The 21,624-nt window shown below is 68.5% G+C and carries 20 protein-coding genes, 1 tRNA gene and 1 pseudogene; 10 read left to right on the forward strand and 12 right to left on the reverse strand.

The features are described 5' to 3' along the window. Positions 1–8: 8 nt before the first annotated feature. The 5 genes and pseudogenes from HHL28_RS00690 to HHL28_RS00710 form a co-directional block, all read right to left on the reverse strand. Entirely contained in the window at positions 9–881 is an 873-nt protein-coding gene (locus tag HHL28_RS00690; protein WP_075771451.1) for a 3-hydroxybutyryl-CoA dehydrogenase, read from the reverse strand. A 312-nt stretch (positions 882–1,193) separates the two neighbouring features. Beyond that, positions 1,194–2,134: pseudogene (locus HHL28_RS00695) on the reverse strand (electron transfer flavoprotein subunit alpha/FixB family protein). A gap of 29 nt (positions 2,135–2,163) precedes the next feature. Continuing rightward, complete coding sequence (locus HHL28_RS00700) at positions 2,164–2,913, reverse strand: electron transfer flavoprotein subunit beta/FixA family protein (protein ID WP_075771453.1); 750 nt, start codon at positions 2,911–2,913, stop codon at positions 2,164–2,166. A gap of 357 nt (positions 2,914–3,270) precedes the next feature. After that, the gene (locus HHL28_RS00705; RefSeq protein WP_075771454.1) at positions 3,271–3,852 is read right to left on the reverse strand and encodes a cob(I)yrinic acid a,c-diamide adenosyltransferase; all 582 of its coding nucleotides are present in this window, start codon (positions 3,850–3,852) and stop codon (positions 3,271–3,273) included. 25 nt (positions 3,853–3,877) lie between these two features. Beyond that, positions 3,878–4,075: a twin transmembrane helix small protein gene (locus HHL28_RS00710; protein ID WP_075771455.1), complete on the reverse strand. Its 198-nt coding sequence runs from the start codon at positions 4,073–4,075 to the stop codon at positions 3,878–3,880. 382 nt (positions 4,076–4,457) lie between these two features. On the opposite strand from HHL28_RS00710, the gene HHL28_RS00715 reads away from it, so the two are divergent. Both HHL28_RS00715 and HHL28_RS00720 read left to right on the forward strand, forming a co-directional pair. After that, on the forward strand, positions 4,458–5,498 hold the full coding sequence (locus tag HHL28_RS00715) for an MFS transporter (RefSeq protein ID WP_169654515.1): 1,041 nt from the start codon (positions 4,458–4,460) through the stop codon (positions 5,496–5,498). A gap of 69 nt (positions 5,499–5,567) precedes the next feature. Next, positions 5,568–6,419, forward strand: coding sequence for an NUDIX hydrolase (locus tag HHL28_RS00720; protein ID WP_075771457.1), 852 nt, complete (start codon positions 5,568–5,570; stop codon positions 6,417–6,419). 338 nt (positions 6,420–6,757) lie between these two features. On the opposite strand, the gene HHL28_RS00725 is transcribed toward HHL28_RS00720, so the two are convergent. Further along, positions 6,758–7,237: a hypothetical protein gene (locus tag HHL28_RS00725; protein ID WP_075771458.1), complete on the reverse strand. Its 480-nt coding sequence runs from the start codon at positions 7,235–7,237 to the stop codon at positions 6,758–6,760. Between the two features lie 61 nt (positions 7,238–7,298). Further along, positions 7,299–8,180 (reverse strand): tRNA glutamyl-Q(34) synthetase GluQRS, encoded by an 882-nt coding sequence (gluQRS, locus tag HHL28_RS00730; protein ID WP_075771459.1) that lies wholly within the window; start codon positions 8,178–8,180, stop codon positions 7,299–7,301. 446 nt (positions 8,181–8,626) lie between these two features. On the opposite strand from gluQRS, the gene HHL28_RS00735 reads away from it, so the two are divergent. Further along, positions 8,627–9,160, forward strand: coding sequence for an HNH endonuclease (locus HHL28_RS00735; RefSeq protein WP_449687070.1), 534 nt, complete (start codon positions 8,627–8,629; stop codon positions 9,158–9,160). Positions 9,161–9,170: 10 nt separating this feature from the next. Here the strand turns inward: HHL28_RS00735 and HHL28_RS00740 are convergent, their stop codons facing one another. From HHL28_RS00740 to HHL28_RS00750, 3 genes are read right to left on the reverse strand one after another with little or no spacing between them, the layout of a single operon-like run. Continuing rightward, positions 9,171–9,764, reverse strand: a complete 594-nt coding sequence (locus tag HHL28_RS00740) for a demethoxyubiquinone hydroxylase family protein (protein ID WP_075771461.1) — start codon at positions 9,762–9,764, stop codon at positions 9,171–9,173. Further along, positions 9,761–10,285 carry a disulfide bond formation protein B gene (locus HHL28_RS00745; RefSeq protein ID WP_075771513.1) on the reverse strand — a complete coding sequence of 175 codons (525 nt, stop codon included), beginning with the start codon at positions 10,283–10,285 and terminating at the stop codon, positions 9,761–9,763. The genes HHL28_RS00740 and HHL28_RS00745 overlap by 4 nt, the downstream gene beginning before the upstream one ends. A gap of 49 nt (positions 10,286–10,334) precedes the next feature. Continuing rightward, a complete protein-coding gene (locus HHL28_RS00750; RefSeq protein ID WP_075771462.1) occupies positions 10,335–10,916 on the reverse strand; it encodes a YqaA family protein in 582 nt (193 codons plus the stop codon). Positions 10,917–11,073: 157 nt separating this feature from the next. On the opposite strand from HHL28_RS00750, the gene HHL28_RS00755 reads away from it, so the two are divergent. Then, positions 11,074–11,159 (forward strand) — tRNA-Leu (locus tag HHL28_RS00755). Positions 11,160–11,241: 82 nt separating this feature from the next. Here the strand turns inward: HHL28_RS00755 and HHL28_RS00760 are convergent. Continuing rightward, complete coding sequence (locus tag HHL28_RS00760) at positions 11,242–13,047, reverse strand: M3 family oligoendopeptidase (RefSeq protein ID WP_404326178.1); 1,806 nt, start codon at positions 13,045–13,047, stop codon at positions 11,242–11,244. Positions 13,048–13,236: 189 nt separating this feature from the next. Here HHL28_RS00760 and HHL28_RS00765 point away from each other — a divergent pair, with 189 nt between their 5' ends. Then, positions 13,237–13,836, forward strand: coding sequence for a PAS domain-containing protein (locus HHL28_RS00765; protein WP_075771463.1), 600 nt, complete (start codon positions 13,237–13,239; stop codon positions 13,834–13,836). Between the two features lie 3 nt (positions 13,837–13,839). Here the strand turns inward: HHL28_RS00765 and HHL28_RS00770 are convergent, their stop codons facing one another. Continuing rightward, complete coding sequence (locus HHL28_RS00770) at positions 13,840–14,871, reverse strand: Rieske 2Fe-2S domain-containing protein (RefSeq protein WP_075771464.1); 1,032 nt, start codon at positions 14,869–14,871, stop codon at positions 13,840–13,842. Positions 14,872–15,124: 253 nt separating this feature from the next. Here HHL28_RS00770 and HHL28_RS00775 point away from each other — a divergent pair, with 253 nt between their 5' ends. From HHL28_RS00775 to HHL28_RS00795, 5 genes are all read left to right on the forward strand, one after another. Beyond that, positions 15,125–15,931, forward strand: coding sequence for a DUF2971 domain-containing protein (locus HHL28_RS00775; protein ID WP_169654517.1), 807 nt, complete (start codon positions 15,125–15,127; stop codon positions 15,929–15,931). A gap of 338 nt (positions 15,932–16,269) precedes the next feature. Then, on the forward strand, positions 16,270–16,935 hold the full coding sequence (locus HHL28_RS00780) for an EF-hand domain-containing protein (protein ID WP_169654519.1): 666 nt from the start codon (positions 16,270–16,272) through the stop codon (positions 16,933–16,935). Further along, positions 16,932–17,681: an EF-hand domain-containing protein gene (locus HHL28_RS00785; RefSeq protein WP_169654521.1), complete on the forward strand. Its 750-nt coding sequence runs from the start codon at positions 16,932–16,934 to the stop codon at positions 17,679–17,681. Before HHL28_RS00780 ends, HHL28_RS00785 begins: the two co-directional genes overlap by 4 nt. A 17-nt stretch (positions 17,682–17,698) precedes the next feature. Continuing rightward, positions 17,699–18,670: a ribonucleotide-diphosphate reductase subunit beta gene (locus HHL28_RS00790; protein ID WP_075771468.1), complete on the forward strand. Its 972-nt coding sequence runs from the start codon at positions 17,699–17,701 to the stop codon at positions 18,668–18,670. Between the two features lie 736 nt (positions 18,671–19,406). Next, positions 19,407–21,560 (forward strand): prolyl oligopeptidase family serine peptidase, encoded by a 2,154-nt coding sequence (locus HHL28_RS00795; RefSeq protein ID WP_075771469.1) that lies wholly within the window; start codon positions 19,407–19,409, stop codon positions 21,558–21,560. Positions 21,561–21,624: the final 64 nt, after the last annotated feature.

The following is a 21,624-nucleotide window of genomic DNA, read 5'->3' on the forward strand; positions in this document are numbered from 1 at the left end:
CCCGGCCCTCAGCGCGTCGGGCGAGGGGTGGGGCCGGAATAGTCGTAGAAGCCGCGGCCCACCTTCCGGCCCAGCCAGCCGGCCTCCACATACTTCACCAGCAGCGGGCAGGGGCGGTACTTGCTGTCCGCCAACCCCTCATACAGGACCTGCATGATGGACAGGCAGGTGTCCAGGCCGATGAAGTCCGCCAGCTCCAGCGGGCCCATGGGGTGGTTGGCGCCCAGCTTCATGGCTGTGTCGATGGCCTCCACGCTGCCCACGCCCTCATACAGGGTATAGACCGCCTCGTTGATCATCGGCAGCAGGATGCGGTTGACGATGAAGGCCGGGAAATCCTCCGCGATGGCGGCGGTCTTGCCGAGCTTCGCCACCAGGGCCTTGATGGCCTGGAAGGTGTCGTCGTCCGTGGCGATGCCGCGGATCAACTCCACCAGCTGCATCACCGGCACCGGGTTCATGAAGTGCATGCCGATGAACTTGTGCGGCCGGTCGGTGCTGGCGGCCAGGCGGGTGATGCTGATGCTGCTGGTGTTGGTGGCGACCAGCGCCTCCGGCTTCAGGTTCGGCACCAGCTGCTTGAAGATGGCGCGCTTGACCTCCTCGCTCTCTGTCGCCGCCTCGATCACCAGGTCGCAGGACCCGAGCGCCGACATTGTGCTGGCGGTGGAGATGCGGGACAGGGCCGGGTCCTTCTCCGCCTCCGACATCTTGCCCTTGGCGATCTGGCGGTCGAAGTTCTTGGAGATGCCGGCCACGGCCTTGGCCAACTGCTCCCCGTTGATGTCGTACAGGCAGACCGACAGGCCCGCCGCCGCGCAAACCTGGGCGATCCCGCTGCCCATCTGGCCCGCACCGATGACACCAATCTTCTCGATCATGAACCGCCCCTCACGCCCGTTCACCCCACCTGCGGTGGGGCATATGGGCCGAAACTAGAAGGGGCGGGGGAACACGGCAAGCTGATTTCCCGTCACAGGGGGCGGCAAATCCCAGCACCCCTGAAGCAAAAGGGGCGGGACCCGCAGGCCCCGCCCCCCGTGATTCTTTCAGTTCCTCAATCGCCCCCGGCTTGGGGGCCGGGGCAGGCTCCGCCGCATCCGCGGCTTGGCTTAAGCGGCCACAAGGCCGCACGGCGGCGGTCGCCGCCGGCGTGGGCCCATCGCGCCATGGGCCCACACTGGGGCCGATGCTTACTTGCCGACCTCGCCGGTCAGCTCCGGCACCACCTTGAACAGGTCGCCGACCAGGCCATAGTCGGCCACCTGGAAGATCGGGGCCTCCTCGTCCTTGTTGATGGCGACGATGACCTTGCTGTCCTTCATGCCGGCCAGGTGCTGGATGGCGCCGCTGATGCCCACGGCGATGTACAGCTCCGGCGCCACGATCTTGCCGGTCTGGCCCACTTGGTAATCGTTGGGCACGAATCCCGCGTCCACCGCGGCGCGGGAGGCGCCGACGGCGGCGCCCAGCTTGTCGGCCAGGCTGTCCAGCATGTGGAAGTTGTCACCGGACTGCATGCCGCGCCCGCCGGACACGATCACCCGGGCGCTGGTCAGCTCCGGCCGCTCCGACTTGGTCAGCTCGGCGTTGACGAAGCTGGACAGGCCGGCGTCGCCGGTGCCGGCCACGCTCTCCACCGCCCCGGCACCGCCGGTGGCGGCGGCCGCCTCGAACGCCGTGCCGCGCACGGTCAGCACCTTCACGCCGTCGGTGGACTGCACCGTGGCGATGGCGTTGCCGGCATAGATCGGGCGCTCGAAGGTGTCGGCGCTGATCACGCCGGTGATGTCGCTCACCTGCTGCACGTCCAGCACCGCGGCCACGCGGGGGACACGTTCTTGCCGAAGGTGGTGGCGGCGAACAGGATGTGGCTGTAGCCGCCGTCCCTAGCGACCTGCACCACCAGCGGGGCCACGTTCTCGGCCAGCGGGTGGGCGTATTCCGCCCCGTCGGCCACCAGGGCCTTGGACACGCCGGCGGCGCCGGCGGCGGCCTTGCCGGCCTCGGCCACGCCCTGGCCGACGACCAGGACATGGACCTCGCCGCCGATCTTGGCGGCGGCGCCCAGGGTGGTGAGGGTGGGCTTCTTGACCTCGCCCGTGGAGGGCTCGGCGACGACCAGGATGGCCATGATGTTCTCCGTTTCCTCTGGGTTTCGGGTCAGATCACGCGGGCTTCGTCGCGCAGCTTGGCGACCAGCTCCTGCACGCTGGCGACCTTCACGCCGCCCTTGCGCTTCGGCGGCTCCACCACCTTCAGGGTCTTCACCCGCGGGCTGAAGTCCACGCCCAGCGCGGCGGGGTCCACCGTCTCGATGGGCTTCTTCTTCGCCTTCATGATGTTGGGCAGCGAGGCGTAGCGCGGCTCGTTCAGGCGCAGGTCGGTGGTGACGATGGCCGGAAGCTTCAGGCTCACCGTCTCAAGCCCGCCGTCCACCTCGCGGGTCACGGCCACGGTGCCGTCGGCCGGCACCACCTTGCTGGCGAAGGTGCCCTGGGCCCAGCCCAGCAATGCTGCCAGCATCTGGCCGGTCTGGTTGCTGTCGTCGTCGATGGCCTGCTTGCCCAGCACCACCAGCTGCGGCTGCTCCTTCTCCACCAGGGCCTTCAGGGTCTTGGCGACGGCCAGGGGCTGGGTCTCCGCGTCGGTCTGCACCAGGATGCCGCGGTCGGCGCCCATGGCCAGGGCGGTGCGGATCGTCTCCTGCGCCGCGGCCGGGCCGATGGAGACCACGACGATCTCCGTGGCCTTGCCGGCTTCCTTCAGGCGCACGGCCTCCTCGACGGCGATCTCGTCGAAGGGGTTCATGCTCATCTTGACGTTGGCGAGTTCGACACCCGTCTGGTCGGCCTTGACCCGGACCTTGACGTTGTAATCGACCACCCGCTTGACGGCGACCAGTATCTTCATGGCGTTCCCCTGGCAGCGAGGCTTGTTGAAGGCCTGTTCGTGGCGACGGCCTTTCCGGCCGCGATTCCTTGTCGTGGGGCCCACAAGATCCAGCCACGCCCTTGACGCCGGCCGGCCCCACATTTTCGCCGGCGCAAGGTAGGTCCCGCCACCCGACCTGTCAACGTGCCCCACCCGGCCGCTTCGCCGCATTTCCCAAGGGGTTACGCGGGCTTGGCCGAAGGGTCGGGCACAGGTCCGATGGCATCCCGGCAGGAAGCCAGACCTTCCGTTTACGTAATGGGAAGGCACTATACGCAGGTGGGTCAGGATTGCAAGCGTCGCGAGTCGGCAACCTTGTCGAAAGGGAAATGCGGGTTACCGGTTCTTGCCCGGCACCCACAGCACGTCCAAGGCCCCCTTGTCGTTCACCCAGCGGGAGATGACGAACAAATGGTCGGACAGGCGGTTGATGTAGCGCAGGGCCGGACCGCCCACCGGCTCGTGCCGGGCCAGCTCGGTCATCAGGCGCTCCGCCCGCCGCGCCACGGTGCGGGCCAGGTGCAGGTGGGCGGCGGCCGGGGTGCCGCCGGGCAGGATGAAGCTGTTCAGGGGGGAAAGGTCGGCGTTCATGGCGTCGATCTCCGCCTCCAGCCGGTCCACCTGGGCGTCCACGATGCGCAGGGGCGGGTAGGGCGGGTCCTGCTGCTCGGGCGTGCACAAATCGGCGCCCAGGTCGAACAGGTCGTTCTGGATGCGGCCCAGCATGGCGTCCGCCTCCGCCAAGGTGCCGGGCTGGCCGCCGGTGTGCAGCCGGGCCAGGCCGATGCAGGCGTTCGCCTCATCCACCGTGCCATAGGCGGCCACGCGCAGCGCGTGCTTGGGCACGCGGGTGCCGTCGCCCAGCGACGTCTCCCCCTGGTCACCGCCGCGGGTGTAGATGCGGGTCAGCTTGACCATGGGCGCTCTCCGGCAGGGAAGGAGGTCAGGCGGCGGACGACAGGAAGGCCAGGGCGAACAGCACCAGGGCCAGCACCTGCAACCGCACGCGCCACCACATCAGCCGGTTGCCGTGGCGTTCGTTGAACTCCCCGCCCCGGGCCATGGCGAACAGGCCCATGACCAGGACGGCAAGCGTCGCCAGCATGGCCGTGATCAGGAGGAAAATCAGGAATCCGCTCATGGGGCCTTCATATAGGGTGGAGAGCCGGCTTGTCATGCCCCAACCGTTGCGGGCGCGCCACCGTGCCCGCATGCCAGGGCATCTTTCGCGCCGGTTGCCGCCGAAGCTTTCCGGCCTTGCCGGAAGGCCCAGCCGGGCGACATGGTAGCGTTTCCAGAGTTCCCCGCCGCAGGCTCCCCCCAATGCCATCCGCCCCCAAGCGCACCGCCGGCGTGCCCTTCGTGCTGGTCACGGTGCTGCTTGACGTGTTGACCTTCGGCCTCGCCATCCCCGTGCTGCCGGAACTTGTGAAGCAATTCCAGGGGGGCGACTCGGCGGCGGCCGCGGCCTGGATGGGCATCCTGGTGGCCGGCTTCTCCCTCATGCAGTTCATCTTCGCCCCGTGCTGGGGGCGCTCAGCGACCGGTTCGGGCGGCGGCCCGTCCTGCTGGCCTCCATCGCTGGGGCGGGGGCGGACCAGTTGCTGTTGGCTTTCGCGCCGGGGATCGGCTGGTTGCTGGCCGGGCGGCTGCTGGCGGGGTTGACGGCCGCCAACATCACCGCCGCCTATGCCTACATCGCCGACGTCAGCGGGCCGGAGGACCGGGCCAGGAATTTCGGCATGGTGGGGGCGGCCTTCGGCATGGGGTTCGTCGTCGGGCCCGCCCTTGGCGGCTGGCTGGGCGGGATGGACCTGCGCTACCCCTTCCTGCTGGCGGCTGGGCTCGCGGGGCTAAACTTCCTCTACGGCCTGTTCGTGTTGCCCGAGTCGCTGCGGCCGGAGCATCGCCGCCCCTTTCGTTGGCGCCGCGCCAACCCGGTGGCGGCCTTCGGCGTGCTGCGGGCCAACCGCACCGTTTTCGGCCTCGTCTCCGCCCAGGTCTGCGCCGTGCTGGCCTTCGGCGTGCTCCAGACGGTGTGGGTGCTCTACACCGGCCAGCGCTATGGCTGGTCGGCAGAGGAGAACGGCCTATCCCTGACCATCGTCGGCCTTGCCACGGCCCTGGTGCAGGGGGCGCTGATCGGGCCGTTGGTCAAGCGGCTGGGTGACCGGGGGGCCATCCTGGCCGGGTTCGCCGCCATGGCCTGCGGCTATGCGCTGTATGGTCTGGGGTCCACCAGCCTGGTGTTCTGCCTTGGCATCCTGCTGCACGCCCTTGGCGGCATCGCCGGGCCCACCTTGCAGGGCGTCGTCTCCCGCTCCGTCGGCCCGGACCAGCAGGGGTCCGTCGCGGGGGCCATGGCGGGGATGCAGAGCTTCGTCTTCATCCCGGCCCCGCTGCTGGGCTCCGCCCTGTTCTCCGCCTTCACGGCGCCGGGGGCGGGCATCCCGGTGCCCGGCATGCCGTTCCTGTTCGGGGCGGCGTCCCTGCTGGCGGGGTTGTTCCTGGCCTGGCGGGCCCTGCGTCGCCCGGCCCATTGCCCCGGGGCGACGCAGGGTTGACGCTGGCCCGGCCGGCTAGGACCATTCGCCCCGTTGCCGCTCCCGGCGGCCGTCGTGTAGAGGGAAAGCATGAGCTTCCTGCGCCATCTGGCGGCCTGCAACCGCCACGACCTCGACCGCTATCGCCGCTTCTACGTTGCGGGAAAGCCCGTGGGCTGGGTGCGGGACGATTTCTTCCGCGTGCTATCGGACTTCGGCGCCCCCTTCACCGTCAAGGGGGACGGGATCGGCCTGGATGAGGGGCTGCCGACCTTCCACCATCGCACCCTGGCCATGAACGCCGCGGTGATGAAGCTGGTGGAGCGCAAGGCCATGCCCAAGCTGCGCCGGGAACAGTACCCGGTGCTGACCCGATGGGGGGAGGAGCCGCTGCTGGCCGTGGACCGGGCCGCCGTGCCCTTCTTCGGGCTGCGCAGTTTCGGCCTGCATGTGAACGGATTCGTGCGCAAGGAGGACGGGCTGCACCTCTGGGTCGGGCGCCGCGCCATGGACCGCGGCGTGGCCCCCGGCAAGCTGGACAACCTGGTCGCCGGCGGCCAGCCCCATGGCCTGACCCTGGCGGAAAATCTGGTCAAGGAAGCGCAGGAGGAAGCCGGCTTGGCCGCCGAGTTGGCGCTGAAGGCCAAGCCGGTGGGCGTCATCTCCTACCTCATGGAGAATGAGCGCGGGCTGAAGCCCGACACGCTGTTCTGCTACGACCTGGAACTTGACCCGGCCCACGTCCCCCGCAACACCGACGGGGAGGTGGAGTGCTTCGAGCTGTGGCCCCTGGACAAGGTGGCGGAGAGCGTGGCCAGCACCGACGACTGGAAGTTCAACGTCAATTTGGTGGTCATCGACTTCCTGGTCCGCCATGGCTGGCTGACACCGGAGCACCCGGAATATGTCCAGGTCTGCAGCGGTCTGCGCAAGCTGGATTGAGAGGGTGGTGCCGGACGACACCGTTGGGCGGGCGGTGAGGATATTCCAGAAGGCACGGATGAAACGGATGCCGCTTGCGCGGCATACGGATCGGACTGGATGAGACTCATGCGGCGAAGCCGCGATCATTCATGGTCGACCGTGAGTGAATGCAGGCAAGACCAGCAGACTTGTGAAGTTGATTGCGGCTGCGCCGCGCTTGTGATCCTCGTCGGATATTTCCGAGACCATCCATGATATCCGCGTGCCGCGCAGCGGCATCCCGTTCATCCGTGCCTACTTGGAATACTGCCAGGCCAAGCCCGACAGTGCCTTCCGGCACCAGGACCGCCCACCCCTCAGAACAGCTCGTCAATCGCGCTCTGTTCCATGGTTGCCTGGGGCACGGCGCCGTGGACGATGGCGCTGCCCCGGTCCACAAGGGACTGGAGGCGTTGCCAGTAGCTTGCGGCGGTGAAGCCCAGCATCTCGGGGTCGTCGCGCATGCCCTCCAGCTGCTCCACCGCCTCGGCGATGGTGGCCTCCAGCTCCAGGATGGTGGCGTCGAAGGGGTCCTTGTACTCGGCCGGCACGTGGTCGTAGGCCTCGATGGCCAGGGGCGCGAAGTGCAGGCCCGAACCCTCGAAATGCTGCTTGTATGTCTTGGGCTGCCAGGCGCGGATCTCGTCCAGCATGTCGGGCATGTCGCCTAACATGGACAGCAGCATGATCACTTCATTGAAATGGTTGAAGTAATCCGTCGACAACAAGGTGTTGTCGTCGATGGTCGTGTCGCGGACGAGGCGCCGGTAATGGTCGTACATGGGCAGGTCTGGCATGGCCCCACCTCCATAGCATAATCCCGCAGGGCGAAACGGTAAAATTGTCGGGACCAAAGGGTCAGCCTGCCGAACCAATCGGCCCTGACGGGGCACCGGGAAAGCCGGCCAGGGCCCGCACCTCCGCCGGGCTTCTGCCCATGTCCCGCAGGGCCCGCAACGCCGTCGCCCCGTCGCGCTTCGACAGGCGCTGGCCTTCCGCGTTCAGCAACAGCCCATGGTGCCACCACTCCGGCACGGCATAGCCCAGCAACGCCTGCAACAGCCGGTGCACATGGGTGGCGTGGAACAGATCCTCCCCCCTTGTCACCAGGGTGACGCCCTGCAAGTGGTCATCCACCGTGACGGCCAGGTGATAGCTGGTGGGCACGTCGCGCCGGGCCAGCACCACGTCGCCCAGGATTTCCGGCGTGGCGGCGATCCTTCCCTTGCCCAGATCGTCCCACGTCAGGGGCCCGGTAAGCGCGCACGCCCTGGACACATCCAGCCGGATGGCATGGGGCACCCCGGCGGCCACACGCTCCGCCGCCACACCCTTGTCCAGGTGGCGGCATGTGCCGGGATAGAGCGGCCCCTCCGGCCCGGCGGCGACCAGGTGGGGCGCGTTGCCGGCCCGGGCGATCTCCTCCTGGATCTCCTTGCGGGAGCAGAAACAGGGATAGGTCACCCCCAGCGCCGCAAGCTTGGCGAGGGCCGCCGCGTAATCGCCCATGTGGTCCGACTGGCGCCGCACCGGCCCGTCCCAGTCCAGCCCCAGCCAAGCGAGGTCTTCCTTCAATGCCGCCTCGAATTCCGGCCGGCAGCGGTTGGGGTCGATATCCTCCACCCGCAGCAGGAAGCGCCCGCCCCGGTCCCGCGCCGCCCGCCAGCCGAACAGGGCGGAATGGGCATGGCCCAGGTGCAGGTATCCGGTGGGGCTGGGGGCGAATCGGGTGGTGGTCATTTTGAAGATCCTGAGAGCGTGTTCACAGTTGCCGTGAACACGCTCCGGCGGCGACTGCCGCCGCGCCCGCCCATGCGGGCGTAAGCCAAGCCGCGGATGCGGCGCCGGCGACTGAGGGACACGAACGGCCAGACCTGCTTCCAGGTCACTGGATGCAGGTCTAGCAGCCATCCCCCTTCTTTGCCAACAGGCCGGGGTGGGGCGCGACAAGGGTCCAGGGCATGTAGGTTCCGGCCCCACTTACCCCTACCTGTTGGGTCACCGTTTCATGGCGGAACCGTGACATTTGCGCCGGACGCAAAGCCGACGATTGCCAGGGCCTATCGGGTTCATATATGAAGGGTGCGAAGTTCCGGCCGGCTCCCCTGGCGGGGGCGCCGGGCCGGAGCACCGACGGAACGGCGAGGGGGTGGGCTTTGTCACCACCGCTTGAGAGTTGTCCGGCTTTGGTGCTGAACGCGGACTTCCGTCCGCTCAGCTATTTCCCCCTGTCGCTCTGGAGCTGGCAGGAGGCGGTGAAGGCTGTATTCCTCGACAGGGTGAACATCATCTCGGTCTATGACCGGACAGTCAGGTCACCGAACGCGGAGATCAGGCTTCCAAGCGTCATCAGCCTGAAAGAATACATCCCAGCGACACGAAAACCGGCGTTCACCCGCTTCAACGTCTTCCTCAGGGACAGTTTCACCTGCCAATACTGCGGTCGAAGTTTTCCCACCCAGGAACTGACCTTCGACCATGTCATCCCCCGCTGCCGCGGCGGGCGCACTTCCTGGGAAAACGTCGTCACCTCCTGTTCCGCCTGCAATCTGCTGAAGGGCAGCCGGCTGCCGAACCAATGCGGGATGCACCCGCTCCAGCCCCCCTTTCAGCCCACCGCCTATGAGCTTCAGGAAAACGGCCGCTCCTTCCCGCCGAACTTCCTGCACGAAAGCTGGCGCGATTTCCTCTACTGGGATACCGAGCTGGAGACGGGCTAGCGGCCGGTTTTCAAACCCGCTCCGACAGCCAGATGGCTGCGCGGCAGCCCGCCTTGATGGCGGCCGACAGCACGGGGTAGCCAGCCGCCAGCTCGGCCTCGTTCTCCAGGCCGATGTCGCGGTGCTCCAGCTCCTCCGCCTGGAACTTGCGGATCATGGCCGACAGCTCCGGGTGGTCGTCGCCCAGGGCCTGCACCTGCTTCTCATAATGCTCGTCGATCACCGTCTCCACCGCCACGGTGCAGGCCATGGCGGCCCGCGGGCTCATCAGGGCGGTGCCGGCGCCCAAGGCCCAGCCGGCCACGTGCCAGAAGGGCTGCAAGGCCGTGGGGCGGACATGCTGTTCCGCCGCCAGCCGGTTGAAGGCGTCCAGGTGCTCCTGCTCCTGCTCCGCCATGTGGCGCAGCATGGGGCCGGACGGGCCGTCGCCCAGCACGGCGATCTGGCCGCCATAGATGCGCTTGGCCCCGTATTCCCCCGCCTGGTCCACCCGCACCAGCCGGTCCATGAAGGCCTTAACATCTGGGTCGCCGGGCAGGCGGCGCGGCTTGGGCAGGTCGGTGGGGGCCTTGAACCGGTCGTCGCCAGAAAGGACGGCGCTCATGCGCTCCTCCGGAAGGTCAGGATGGCGGCGGCGCCCGCCAGCACTGCCAGGCCGCCGCTGTACAACACGTTCCAGCCTGCCATGGACAAGCCGAACAGGGACCACGCGATCTCGTCGCAGCGGACGACGGGGGCTGCCAGGATGGCGGCGCGCAGATCGTCCAGACTGCCGGCAGCATTGCCACTGGCGGTGCAGGCGGTGAAGCCCTGCCACCAGTGCTGCTCCACGCCAGCATGGAACAGGGCGATGCAAGCCCCGGCCAGGTAGGCGGCGGCCCCCAGCCCCAGCACCACGCCCCGGGCGGCCGGCTTCCTGTCGAAGAGCAGGCCCGGCAGCAGCACCCCGATGGCCGCCGCGAAGGCGTAGCGCTGCCACCAGCAGAGCTGGCAGGGGGCAAGGCCGAACACATGCTCGGCGATGAGGGCGGAGGCAAGCGCCGCCACCGCCGCCGCCATCAGGCCCAGGACGGGCAGGCGCGGGGCGGAGAGCAGGCGGCTCAGGGGGGATGCGGTCGCAGGCATGCCCATGGATATAGCCGCCCTGGCCCCCGCCTGCAAACCGCAGCGGTGGTTACAGCAACACCTTCACGGCGGCAAAACCGCCCACCAGCAACAGGAAGAACAGGATGGTCAGCAGGCCCAGATACTTCTCGATGAAGGCGCGGATTGGCTCCCCGAACCAGTACAGCAGCCCCGCCACCAGGAAGAACCGGCTGGCCCGCCCCAGGACGGAAGCGATGACGAAGGCCGGGAAGACCATACTGACCATGCCGCTGAACACGGTGGTGATCTTGTAGGGGAAGGGCGTCAGGGCGCCCATGGCCACGATCAGGGAACCATACTCGTTGTACTTGGCCTCGAACGCATGGAACTGGTCCACATAGCCATAGGCCCGCAGGATGGGCTCGGCCAGCGCCTCGTACAGGGCGTAGCCGATCAAGTACCCGAACATGCCGCCCAGGACGGAGGCCAGGGTACAGACCGCGGCGATCAGGAAGGCACGCTTCCGGTCCGCCAGGATCATGGGGATCAGCATCACGTCCGGCGGGATGGGGAAGAAGCTGCTCTCAGCGAAGGACACGCCGGCCATGGTCCACATGGCACGCGGGTGGGCCGCCAGACGCATGGTCCAGTCATACAGCGCACGGATCAAGGGATGTCGCCTTTCGAAACGGCCGGTGGGGGCGCCCCCGCTTTACCAGTCCCGGCCCGTCCCCACAATCGCCCCGGTCGCAGCCAGCCCTTGCGGATTTCCTTTGACCACCCCGACGACCCTCGCCATTATCCCGCCCGCGTCCGAAGCGCCCGGTGCCCCAGTGGCGAAATGGTAGACGCGGCAGACTCAAAATCTGTTGCCCGAAAGGGCGTGCTGGTTCGAGTCCGGCCTGGGGCACCAATCTCGTCAGGCGCGCATCCCAAAGCGTATGAACGAAAACGGCGGCCCTGCGGCCGCCGTTTCGCTTCGGGCCGGGCAGGGCCTACAGCGCCTCCAGCTCGTCGATGAAGCCCTTCAGCAGGCCCAGCCCCTTGGTCCAGAACGCCGGGTCTTTCAGGTCCAGGCCGAAGGGGGCCAGCAGATCGCTGTGGTGCAGGGTGCCGGCGGCGGACAGCATCTTCATGTACTTGTCGGCGAAGGCTTGGCCCTCGCCCCGCTTCGCCGCGTCCTCATAGACCGCGTACAGGCTGTTCACCAGGCAGTCGCCGAAGGCGTAGGCGTAGACATAGAAGGGCGCGTGGATGAAGTGGCTGATGTAGGTCCAGTAGGGCCTGTAGCTCTCATCGAAATTGAAGGCGGGGCCCAAGCTCTCCCGCTGCACCTCCATCCAGATCTCGCACAGCCGGTCGGCGGACAGCTCGCCCTCCCGCCGCTCCGTGTGGACCCGCCGCTCGAAGCTGTAGAAGGCGATCTGGCGGACCACCGTGTTGATCATGTCCTCCACCTTGCCAGCCAGCAGGGCCTTGCGGGCCTTGGGATCGGTGGTCTGCGACAGCAGGCTGCGGAAGGTCAGCATCTCCCCGAACACGCTGGCCGTCTCCGCCAGGGTCAGGGGCGTGTTGGCCTGAAGGTGGCCCTGGTCGCGGCACAGATACTGGTGCACGCCGTGGCCCAGCTCATGGGCCAGGGTCATCACGTCCCGGGTGCGGCCCATATAGTTCAGCAGCAGGTAGGGATGGGCGCTGGGCACGACAGGGTGGGCGAAGGCGCCGGGGTTCTTGCCGGGGCGCGGCGGCACGTCGATCCAGGGGCTGTCGAAGAAGCGCCGGCCGATGGCCGCCATGTCCGGGCTGAAGCGGCCATAGGCGTCCAGCACCATGCCCTTGGCCTGCTCCCACGGCACGATCCGGTCGTCGTCGCCGGGCAGGGGGGCGTTGCGGTCCCAGTATTCCAGCGTGTCCTTGCCGAACCACCGGGCCTTCAGGGCGTAATAGCGGTGGGAGATGTCGGGGAAGCCCTGGCGGACGGCGGCCACCAGCGCGTCCACCACCTCGTCCTCCACATGGTTGGCCAGGTTGCGGGCCGACCAGGGGTGGGCGTAGCTGCGCCAGCGGTCCTCGATCTCCTTGTCCTTGGCCAGGGTGTTGGTGATGTGGCCGAACAGGCGCAGGTTTTCCCCCAGCACCTTGCCCAGGCTGAGTGCGGCGTCCTTGCGCACGGACCCGTCCGGGTCGGACAGCAGGTTCAGCGCCTCAGCACTCGTCAACTCCTTGCCCCGCACGGGGAACCGCAGGCCTGCCAGATGCTCGTCGAACAGGCGGGTCCAACTGGCCCGGCCGGCCACGTACTTCTCATGCAGCAGCTTCTCCACCTCGTCGGAAAGCTGGTGCGGCCGGAACATGCGGGTGTCGCGGATCCAGGACTTGTACTTGGCCAGGGCGGGGTCCCGCAGCTTGGCCTGCAGCACCGCCTCCTCCAGCCGGTTGATCTCCAGCTGGAAGAACAGCAGGTGCACGCTGATGGCGGTGACCCGCTCGCTCATGGACTGGTAGAAGCGGCCCACGGACGGGTCGGCCATGTCGGCGGCATAGAGCAGGCCGGCATAGGACATGACCTTGGACAGGCGTTCGTCGATGTCCTCGAACCGGGCCACGGCGGCGCCCAGCTCGGCCCCCGACAGGCCGGCCAGCCTGCCCTCATAGGATTTCGCGAAGGCGCGGGCATCCTGATCCGCCCGCTCCAGCTCCGCCTTCAGCGCCGGGCTGTCCGGGCCGGGATACAGGTCCGACAGGTCCCAGTTGGGAAGGGGGCCCAGGTCGGGCAGGGCGGGGGTCATGGTATCGGGCATCTCGGGGCCTCTGAACCGCGGGGGTCGTCCGGATATAGCGCGCCACCCGTCCCGGTTCAAAGGGGCCGCACGCCCCGCGCCCGGCGCATCCGGGCGGGCACACCCCAACCGGTCACGGGAACCCGGCGTGACCTTGGGGGCTTTCGGCCGTTGTCCGCCGTGACTGTCCGGATGGGAAAGGGGGCCCCAGTGCCCGGCAAGGCCGTCCTCGTCTTCGCCCGCTTCGCCGGCAATTTCGGCATGTGGGAAACCCACGGGACCACGCCGCACGCCGACTGCCCGGCGATGCTGGTGGGGCTGCACGGGCTGTGGGCGGCGAAGGCGCGTCCGGGCCGCCACGCGGATGCGGACGCGCTGGCCCTGGACCGGCTGCCTAGGGCCTTGGCCGACCATTGTGCCCTGGTGGACCTGCGCTGGGGCATCCCCCAGGCCCGCTACACCCATGTCGGGAACACGCTGGTGAAGCTCTACGGCGCCCCCCTGGCCGGGCGGCACCTCTCCGCCGTCTACAGCGGCAACGTCCTGGCGGAGGTACGGGGCGCCTATGCCCGCCTGATGGAAGCGGACGGGCCCCTGTTCACGGAGCGGACCTTCCGCGTTTTCGACGCCAAGCTCGGCTACCACCGCCTGCTGCTACCCCTGTCCGGCGAGGGGCGCCGGGTCAGCCACGCCCTGCTGGGGCTGGTGCCCAAGGGCAACGTGCGCAGCGCCATCGACTGGCGGACCCTGGAGGCGGAACTGGCCCTGGCCGACCTGGTGGGGGAGGAACGCCACGGCACTGGTCCTTGAGGCTCAACTCCGCCAGCGCAGCACCGTGTCCCGCACGGGGTTCCGGAACTCCCGGCCCTCTTCCCGGGACCGCTGGTACTCGTTCTTCAGCTGGTAGTACCAGCGGGCCTGGGTGTCGGCGTCCTTGATCAGCATCAGGGTGGGGTTGTGCCTCAGCCCTTCCTGCTGCATCACCACCACGTCCCGGTCCTGACCCAGGAAGCGGCGGGCGATGGGGCGGAACAGGGGCTTCAGCAGGCCGGCCCAGCCCATGGTCCAGTACATGCTGTTGGTGACCTCCGTCCGCTTCTCGTCCAGGGGCGTGACGGTGGTCAGGTTCACCACGGTGTGGCGGCCGTTCTTGATGTGCTCGATCCGCACGCCGGGCAGGCGGAAGCTGATCTCCGTCTCCGGCGTTCCGCCTAAGATCTTGTAGGCCGCGCTGTTGCTGCTGGGCTTGTGTCGCTTCATGGCGAAGCCATAGGGCGCGGGGCCGAAGGCCTTTGCCTTCTCATGGATGCTCTTGCGGCTGCGCCAGAACCAGGACTGGTGGACGAAGGGCCCGTGTGCCGGGTCCATCAGTCCCACGACGGCATGGTCGATGAAGCAGGGGAACTCCATCACCTCCACCATGGACGGGGCCTTGCCGTCCATGTCGGGTACCTGGGGCGGCTCCTCCGTGGGGTCCGACTCACCCATCCAGACCCAGACGTTGCCCTGCGCTTCCCGCACCGGATAGGGGCGCACCTTGATCCGGGAGATGTCGAAATCCTGCCCGTCCACCAGGGACGGGATGGCGGTGCAGGCGCCCTGCCGGTCGAAGCGCCAGCCATGGTAGCAGCACTCGACCTCCCGTCCGTCGAAGCTGCCGCAGGACAGGGGGATGCCCCGGTGCGGGCAGATGTCCCGCAGGGCGAAGGCAACCCCGTCGGCCGCCCGCCCGAACAGCACCGGCTGCCCCAGCAGCGTCTTGGCCTGCATGGCCCCGGCCTTCAGCCGGGCCGACGGCATGGCGTGGTACCAGATGTCCTTCAGGAAGAACGGTTGCTCGGTCAAGGCGGGCTCTGCATTGCGGCGGGTCGGGTCGGGCGGGACATTAGCACCGGTCCACCCGCCATCGTAGGTCGGATTGGCGGTGCCCGCCGCGTGGACCGACGGCCCAAGGTCGCACCCTTCGCCGTGATCCTCCCTGTCCCCGCCCGTTGAAGCCTCCGGGGATGGATGAGGGGATACTTATGCAGGGGGAGACGCTGGAGGGGTTCTGCCGGTCCTGGCATGAACGGCTGACGGTTAAGGCCACCGGGGGCCGGTGATCTACCATTATACCGCGGCACCGGGTTTGCTGGGCATCCTGGGCGGGGGTAGCCTGCGGGCCACCAACATCGCCTTCCTGAACGACAGCGCCGAGTATTACCTGAGCCTCGAGCGCATCCAGTCCGCCCTGGACCGGTTCGCGCGGGCAGAGGGCGGCGGCCTCGGCGCCTTCCTGGATGGGATGGGACAAAGGCTGCGCGAGGCCACCCACCGCATCCCGGAGGTCTATGTGGTCAGCTTCTCCCGCGCCGCCGACCTGCTGTCCCAATGGCGCGGCTATGGGGAGGTGGAGAGCGGCTATGCGGTGGGCTTCGACATCCGTGCCCTGACCGAGGGGCTGCGGCAGGCAGGGGCCCTGCTGGTGCCCTGCGTCTATGAGGCGGAGGCCCAGGATGCCTTCGCCGATGACCTGGTCCGAACCGTGGCCGACCTCTGGTGCCGGGCGTCCGGCGGGTCAACGGACGGGGACGGGGCCGCGGCCCTGCTGGACGAGGCGTTCGGGCGCCTCGCCTGGTTCGCCGCCCTGTTCAAGCATCCCGGCTTCGCGGAGGAGCAGGAATGGCGACTGGTCTCCCTGCTGGCCCCCGACCAGGCGGACCGGCTGGAGTTCATCGCGCGGGAGACCTGCGTGGCCACCTACCTGCCCGTGCCCTTCCCGAAACAGGCGGTGCGGGAGATCTGGGTCGGCCCCAGCCGCCACCAGCACCTGTCCCTTCCCGCCATCGACGCCCTGCTGCGCAAGGCCGGCTACCCCGCCGACACGGCCCTCCACCGGTCAGAGGTGCCGTTCCGGCTGGTGTGACGGGCGGCGGCTGGTTTGGCGTGGGATAACGGGCAGGACGGGGAGGTGCCCATGGACGGCTTCATCCCTGTGGGACGGGTCAAGCGCGAGCTTGAGGAACTGCTGCGCTGGGATAACGGATTCGGCGTCGATGGCCATGGATTCCATGCTGGCAGGGGGGCGGGCCTGCTCCCCGGCCGCCACGGCCTGACGACAGGGTTCCGTCCGCCCGAGCGTGCAAGGGCCAGTGTTCCCCACCGGACCCCCGCGACATGCGCATTCCCGTCTCCCTTGCACTCCTGCCCCTCCTCGCCCTGCCTGCCTGCGCCAACCGGCACGATCCGCCGCGGGGGCCCGGCATGATGATGGGCCGCCCGCCCCTGAGCCTTGCGGGGGAGCCGCTGGGCCGGCCTGCCCGGGACAAGGATGCCTATGTGGAAAGCACGCTGGACTGGTTCGGCCAGGCCGACCGGGACGGGGACGGCAAGCTCTCCCCGGCGGAGCTGGAGGCCGACGTGGCCCGCTTCTTCGGTTCCCTGGACGCGGACGGCGATGGCGCGGTGAACAGCCGGGAGCTGGCCGACAGCCGCCTGCGCCTCGCCGCATCCTTCCACGCCCCGCGGGAGGATGCGGCGCCATCGCCCGACGGCCCGCCCCGCGGCGGCCCGATGGGCCGGGGTGGGATGGCCGGGGGCATGGGGGCCGACCCGGTGATGTCCGCCGACCTGGACCTGGATTTCCGCGTCACCCTGGCGGAGTTGCAGGCCCAGGCCGGACGCAAGCTGGCCACCGCCGACCGGGACAGGGACGGCGCCCTGTCGCGGGCCGAGGCCCAGGCCGCCGCCGAGGCCGCCTTCGACCGCCCGCCCGAGGGGCTGCGGCGCATGGGCGGGCCGGGTGGCGGTCCCCCGGCGGCGGGCGCCGGGGTGGGGGTGGCGGGCCGCCGGGCGCGATGTGATGCCCTTGACTTGCGCCCGGCCGCAGGGCATCGCCTGGGGCAAGACCCCAGACGGAGCCGCCCGTGACCGCAAAGCCCCTGACCGCCCTGGCCGTTGCCCTTGTCCTGGCCGGGTGCGGCGGTGGCGGGCCTGAGGACCGGGTGCCCATCCGGGTCATGCCCGTCAGCCCCTCGGGCGAGCTGCTGGGCCCCCCGGCCAGCAACGAGGCCGCGCTGCTGCCGGCGCTGGAAGCCTGGTTCGGCCGGGCCGACGCCAACGGCGACGGCGCCCTGGACCGGGCCGAGTTCGTGGCCGACGCCGACCGCGCCTTCGCCGCCTTCGACACCAACAAGGATGGCAGCGTCACGGCGGCGGAGCTGACCCTGTTGCGGGCCACCTCCCCCTTCCGCCCGCCGCCGGAGAAGCCCAGCGCCCGACTGCGCCCCCGCAGCCTGACCCTGACCACGGCGGAGCTGGAGGACCGCGGCCCCGATGCCCAGGGCAGCGGCAACCGGCCCTTCTACCGTTCCGGCGCCGACCCTGTGATGGCGGCCGACGCCAATGCCGACTTCCGCGTGACGGCGGAGGAGCTGCGCGCCCAGGCCGGGCGCCTGTTCGACAAGCTCGATTCCAACCGCGACGGCCGGGTGTCGCGGGCCGAATACCTGGACTCCGAACGCCGGCGCCTCGCCCTCCTGCCGGGTGGTGAGGGGACAATCGAGCAATCAAGCGGGCTTGCCGACGTTCCCCCGTTATCCACAGATATCCACAGGCCGGGGGACTCCACGCGGCCACATTCTGTGTTACCTTCCATGGTCTGTCCCCATATCTAGTGTGAAGAACCACGGCCATGGCTTCCATGCTCCTCACGCCGAACCCGGTCTACAAGCCCTTCCGCTATCCCTGGGCCTATGAGGCCTGGCTGACCCAGCAGCGCATCCATTGGCTGCCGGAGGAAGTGCCGCTGGCCGACGACGTGAAGGACTGGCGCAACAAGCTGACCGACGGCGAGCGGAACCTGCTGACCCAGATCTTCCGCTTCTTCACCCAGGCGGACGTCGAGGTGAACAACTGCTACATGCAGCATTACAGCCGCGTGTTCCAGCCCACCGAAGTCAAGATGATGATGGCCGCCTTCTCCGCCATGGAGACGGTGCACATCGCCGCCTACTCCCACCTGCTCGACACCATCGGCATGCCGGAGATCGAGTACTCGGCCTTCCTCCGCTACAAGGAGATGAAGGACAAGTACGACTACATGCATGAATTCAACGTGGACAGCCTGCCGGACATCGCCAAGACCCTGGCCGTGTTCGGGGCGTTCACGGAGGGGCTGCAGCTCTTCGCCAGCTTCGCCATCCTGATGAACTTCCCCCGCTTCAACAAGATGAAGGGGATGGGCCAGATCGTCACCTGGTCCGTGCGTGACGAGAGCCTGCACACCCAGAGCATCATCAAGCTGTTCAAGACCTTCGTGGCGGAGAACCCGGAGATCTGGACCGACAGCTTCAAGCAGGAACTCTACGTCGCCTGCGACACCATCCTGCACCACGAGGACGCCTTCATCGACCTGGCCTTCGAGCAGGGCCCCGTCCAGGGCCTGACCGCCGAGGACGTGAAGGCCTACATCCGCCACATCGCCGACCGCCGCCTGACCCAGCTGGGGCTGGAGGCCGTCTATGGCGTGGAAAAGAACCCGCTGCCCTGGATGGACGCCATCCTGAACGGCATCGAACACACCAACTTCTTCGAGAACCGCGCCACCGAGTACAGCAAGGCCGCGACGCGGGGCACGTGGGAGGAGGCGTTCGCGGCGGATTGAGGCGCCTGTCCCGCCTCTTGCCCGTCAAATCGGGGCCGGCCGCCGCGTGGTGGCTGGCCCTTTCCGTTTGCGGCTCGGGTTTCTGGGGGCGTCCTGCCAAGCGCCGAAGTCATTCCGGCCTTGAGCCGGAACCCTTGGGAAAGCCGTCGTGCCACTGGCGCGGCAGCGGGCCTGCGGGTGGGGATGCCCCGTTTTGGAACGCAGAGGACGCAGATGGCCGCAGAGGACACAGAGGAACTTACAAGAGCAGTGATGACAGTGATGGCCAGGGGTGACAGTGATGTGTCCTGCCTTGGATTGATGTTGGTGCCAACCTCGGGCAGCAGTTTGACTGCGCCTTCGGCGCAAGATTGACCCGACGTCGGGCGGTGGTCCCGACGCCTTCGCCGCACCGACCCCTCCCTGTCCTCTGCGGCCCTCTGCGTTCAAAAAAACCCTTGTCCGTCGGGCAGCGGCATCAGGACAAGATCACCCCATCACTGTCATCCCTGGCCATCACCGTCATCACTGTTCCTGTAGGTTTCCCCAGACAGCCAAGGGCTTCCGGTGCCCTGCATGCACCGATCCCGAGGACCCCGGCTCGGGGGCCGGGGTGACCTCCGGTGCCTTGCACGGATGGATGCTCGCCCCCTTTGTAACCGCCCTGTTACACGCCCTTCCGCCCTCCCCGAGGGGGTGCTAGACCCTTCCTTAATGGCGGGGCCTGCCCGCGCGGGAGGGGAAGAGGGACGTGGCGATGACGTTGAAGAGGACCATGTTGGCCGCCGCCGCCGCGGTGGCGCTGATTTCAGGCGCGCCGACGCTGGCGCAGGACACGGCCAAGGCGGCCGGCCCCGCCCCGGCGGCGCCCCAGGCCAAGGGCGACGACCCCTACCTCTGGCTGGAAGAGGTGGAGGGTGAGAAGGCCATCGACTGGGCCAAGAAGCAGAACGAGCAGACCTTCCAGCGCCTGAAGGGCGACCCCCGCTTCGAGCCGCTGCGCGCCGACGCGGAGGCCATCTTCACCGCCCGCGACCGCATCGCCTATGGCTCGCTGGAAGGCGGGCAGGTGGACAATTTCTGGCAGGACGCCACCAATGTCCGCGGCGTCTGGCGCCGCGCCGCGGTGGACAGCTACCGCACCGCCGACCCCAAGTGGGACATCGTGCTGGACCTGGACGCCCTGTCCAAGGCGGAGAACGAGAACTGGGTCTACAAGGGCCACACCTGCCTGGCGCCGGAAAGCACCCTGTGCCTGGTCAACCTGTCCCGCGGCGGCAAGGACGCCGTGGTGGTCCGGGAATATGACGCGGCCAAGAAGGAATTCGTGAAGGGCGGCTTCGAGCTGCCGGAGGCCAAGCAGACCGTCGCCTGGGCCGACAAGGACACCCTGTTGGTGGCCACGGACTTCGGCCCCGACACCATGACCGACAGCGGCTATGCCCGCCAGGTCCGGCTGTGGAAGCGCGGGTCCGACCTGTCCAAGGCCCCCATCCTGCTGAACGTGGGCAAGACCGACGTCTGGGCCCGCCCCGCCGTGTTCCAGCGGCCGGAAGGCACCACCATCCTGCTGAACCGCGGGCCGGACTTCTTCACGGAGGAATGGCACCTGGTGGGCAAGGACGGCAAGCCCGCCAAGCTTAACCTGCCGCTGGGCATCGACCTGCGCGGCGTGATCGACGGCCGCCTGCTGCTGCTGCTGCGGGCCGACTGGGCCGTGGCCGGCAAGACCTTCGCCAAGGGCACCCTGGTGGCCGTGCCGGTGGCCGAGGCCGCGGCCGGCACGCCGAAGACCGTGGAGACCGTGCTGGCCCCGTCCGCCACCGCCTCCATCGAGGACGTGTCGGTGGCGAAGGACGCCGTCTACATCGACCTGCTGGACAATGTGGTGGGCAAGCTGGTGTCCGCCAAGCGCGGGGCCCAGGGCTGGACTTTGGCCGACGTGGCCCTGCCCGGCCAGGGCAGCCTGTCCATCACCTCCACCGATGCCTTCAGCACCGACGTGCTGGTGAACTACACCAACTTCCTGCAGCCGGACACGCTGTACCTGATGCCGGCGGGCGGCAAGCCCGAGGCCATCAAGTCCCTGCCGGCCCGGTTCGACTCCGCGCCCTACAAAACCGAGCAGCGCTTCGCCACCAGCAAGGACGGCACCAAGGTCCCGTACTTCATCGTCGGGCCCAAGGACATGAAGCTGGACGGGGAGAACCCGACCCTGCTTTACGGCTATGGCGGGTTCGAGATTAGCCAGACCCCCCGCTACCTCAGCGCCTTCGGCAAGAGCTGGCTGCAGGCCGGCGGCGTCTATGTGGTGGCGAACATCCGCGGCGGCGGGGAGTTCGGGCCGGCCTGGCACCAGGCCGCCCTGAAGGAGAACCGGCAGCGCGCCTTCGACGACTTCATCGCCGTGGGCGAGGATCTGGTGAAGACCAAGGTCACCAAGCCGGCCCGCCTGGGCATCCAGGGTGGCTCCAACGGCGGCCTGCTGACCGGCGCCACCATGACCCAGCGGCCGGACCTGTTCGGCGCCGTGATCGTGGCCGTGCCGCTGCTGGACATGCTGCGCTACCACACCCTGCTGGCCGGCGCGTCCTGGATGGGGGAGTACGGCAACCCCGACATCCCCGCCGAGCGCGCCTATATCAGCAAGTACAGCCCCTACCAGAACCTGAAGCCGACGGTCACCTACCCGGAGGCCTTCGTCTACACCTCCACCAAGGACGACCGGGTGCACCCCGGCCACGCCCGCAAGTTCGTGGCCCGGCTGCAGGAGTTCGGCAAGCCGGTGGTCTATTACGAGAACATCGAGGGCGGCCACTCCGCCGCCGCCAACCTGAAGCAGCGGGCGGAGGTGACGGCGTTGCAGCTCGTCTACCTCATGCAGAAGTTGATGGAGAAGCCGTCCAACTGACGGCCTACCCCATCCCGGATGCAAAAGGGGCGGCCCCGCGGGGCCGCCCCTTCTTGTTTGCCCG

It is taken from the genome of Aerophototrophica crusticola, assembly GCF_012913305.1.
In the GTDB taxonomy this organism is placed as follows: domain Bacteria; phylum Pseudomonadota; class Alphaproteobacteria; order Azospirillales; family Azospirillaceae; genus Niveispirillum; species Niveispirillum crusticola.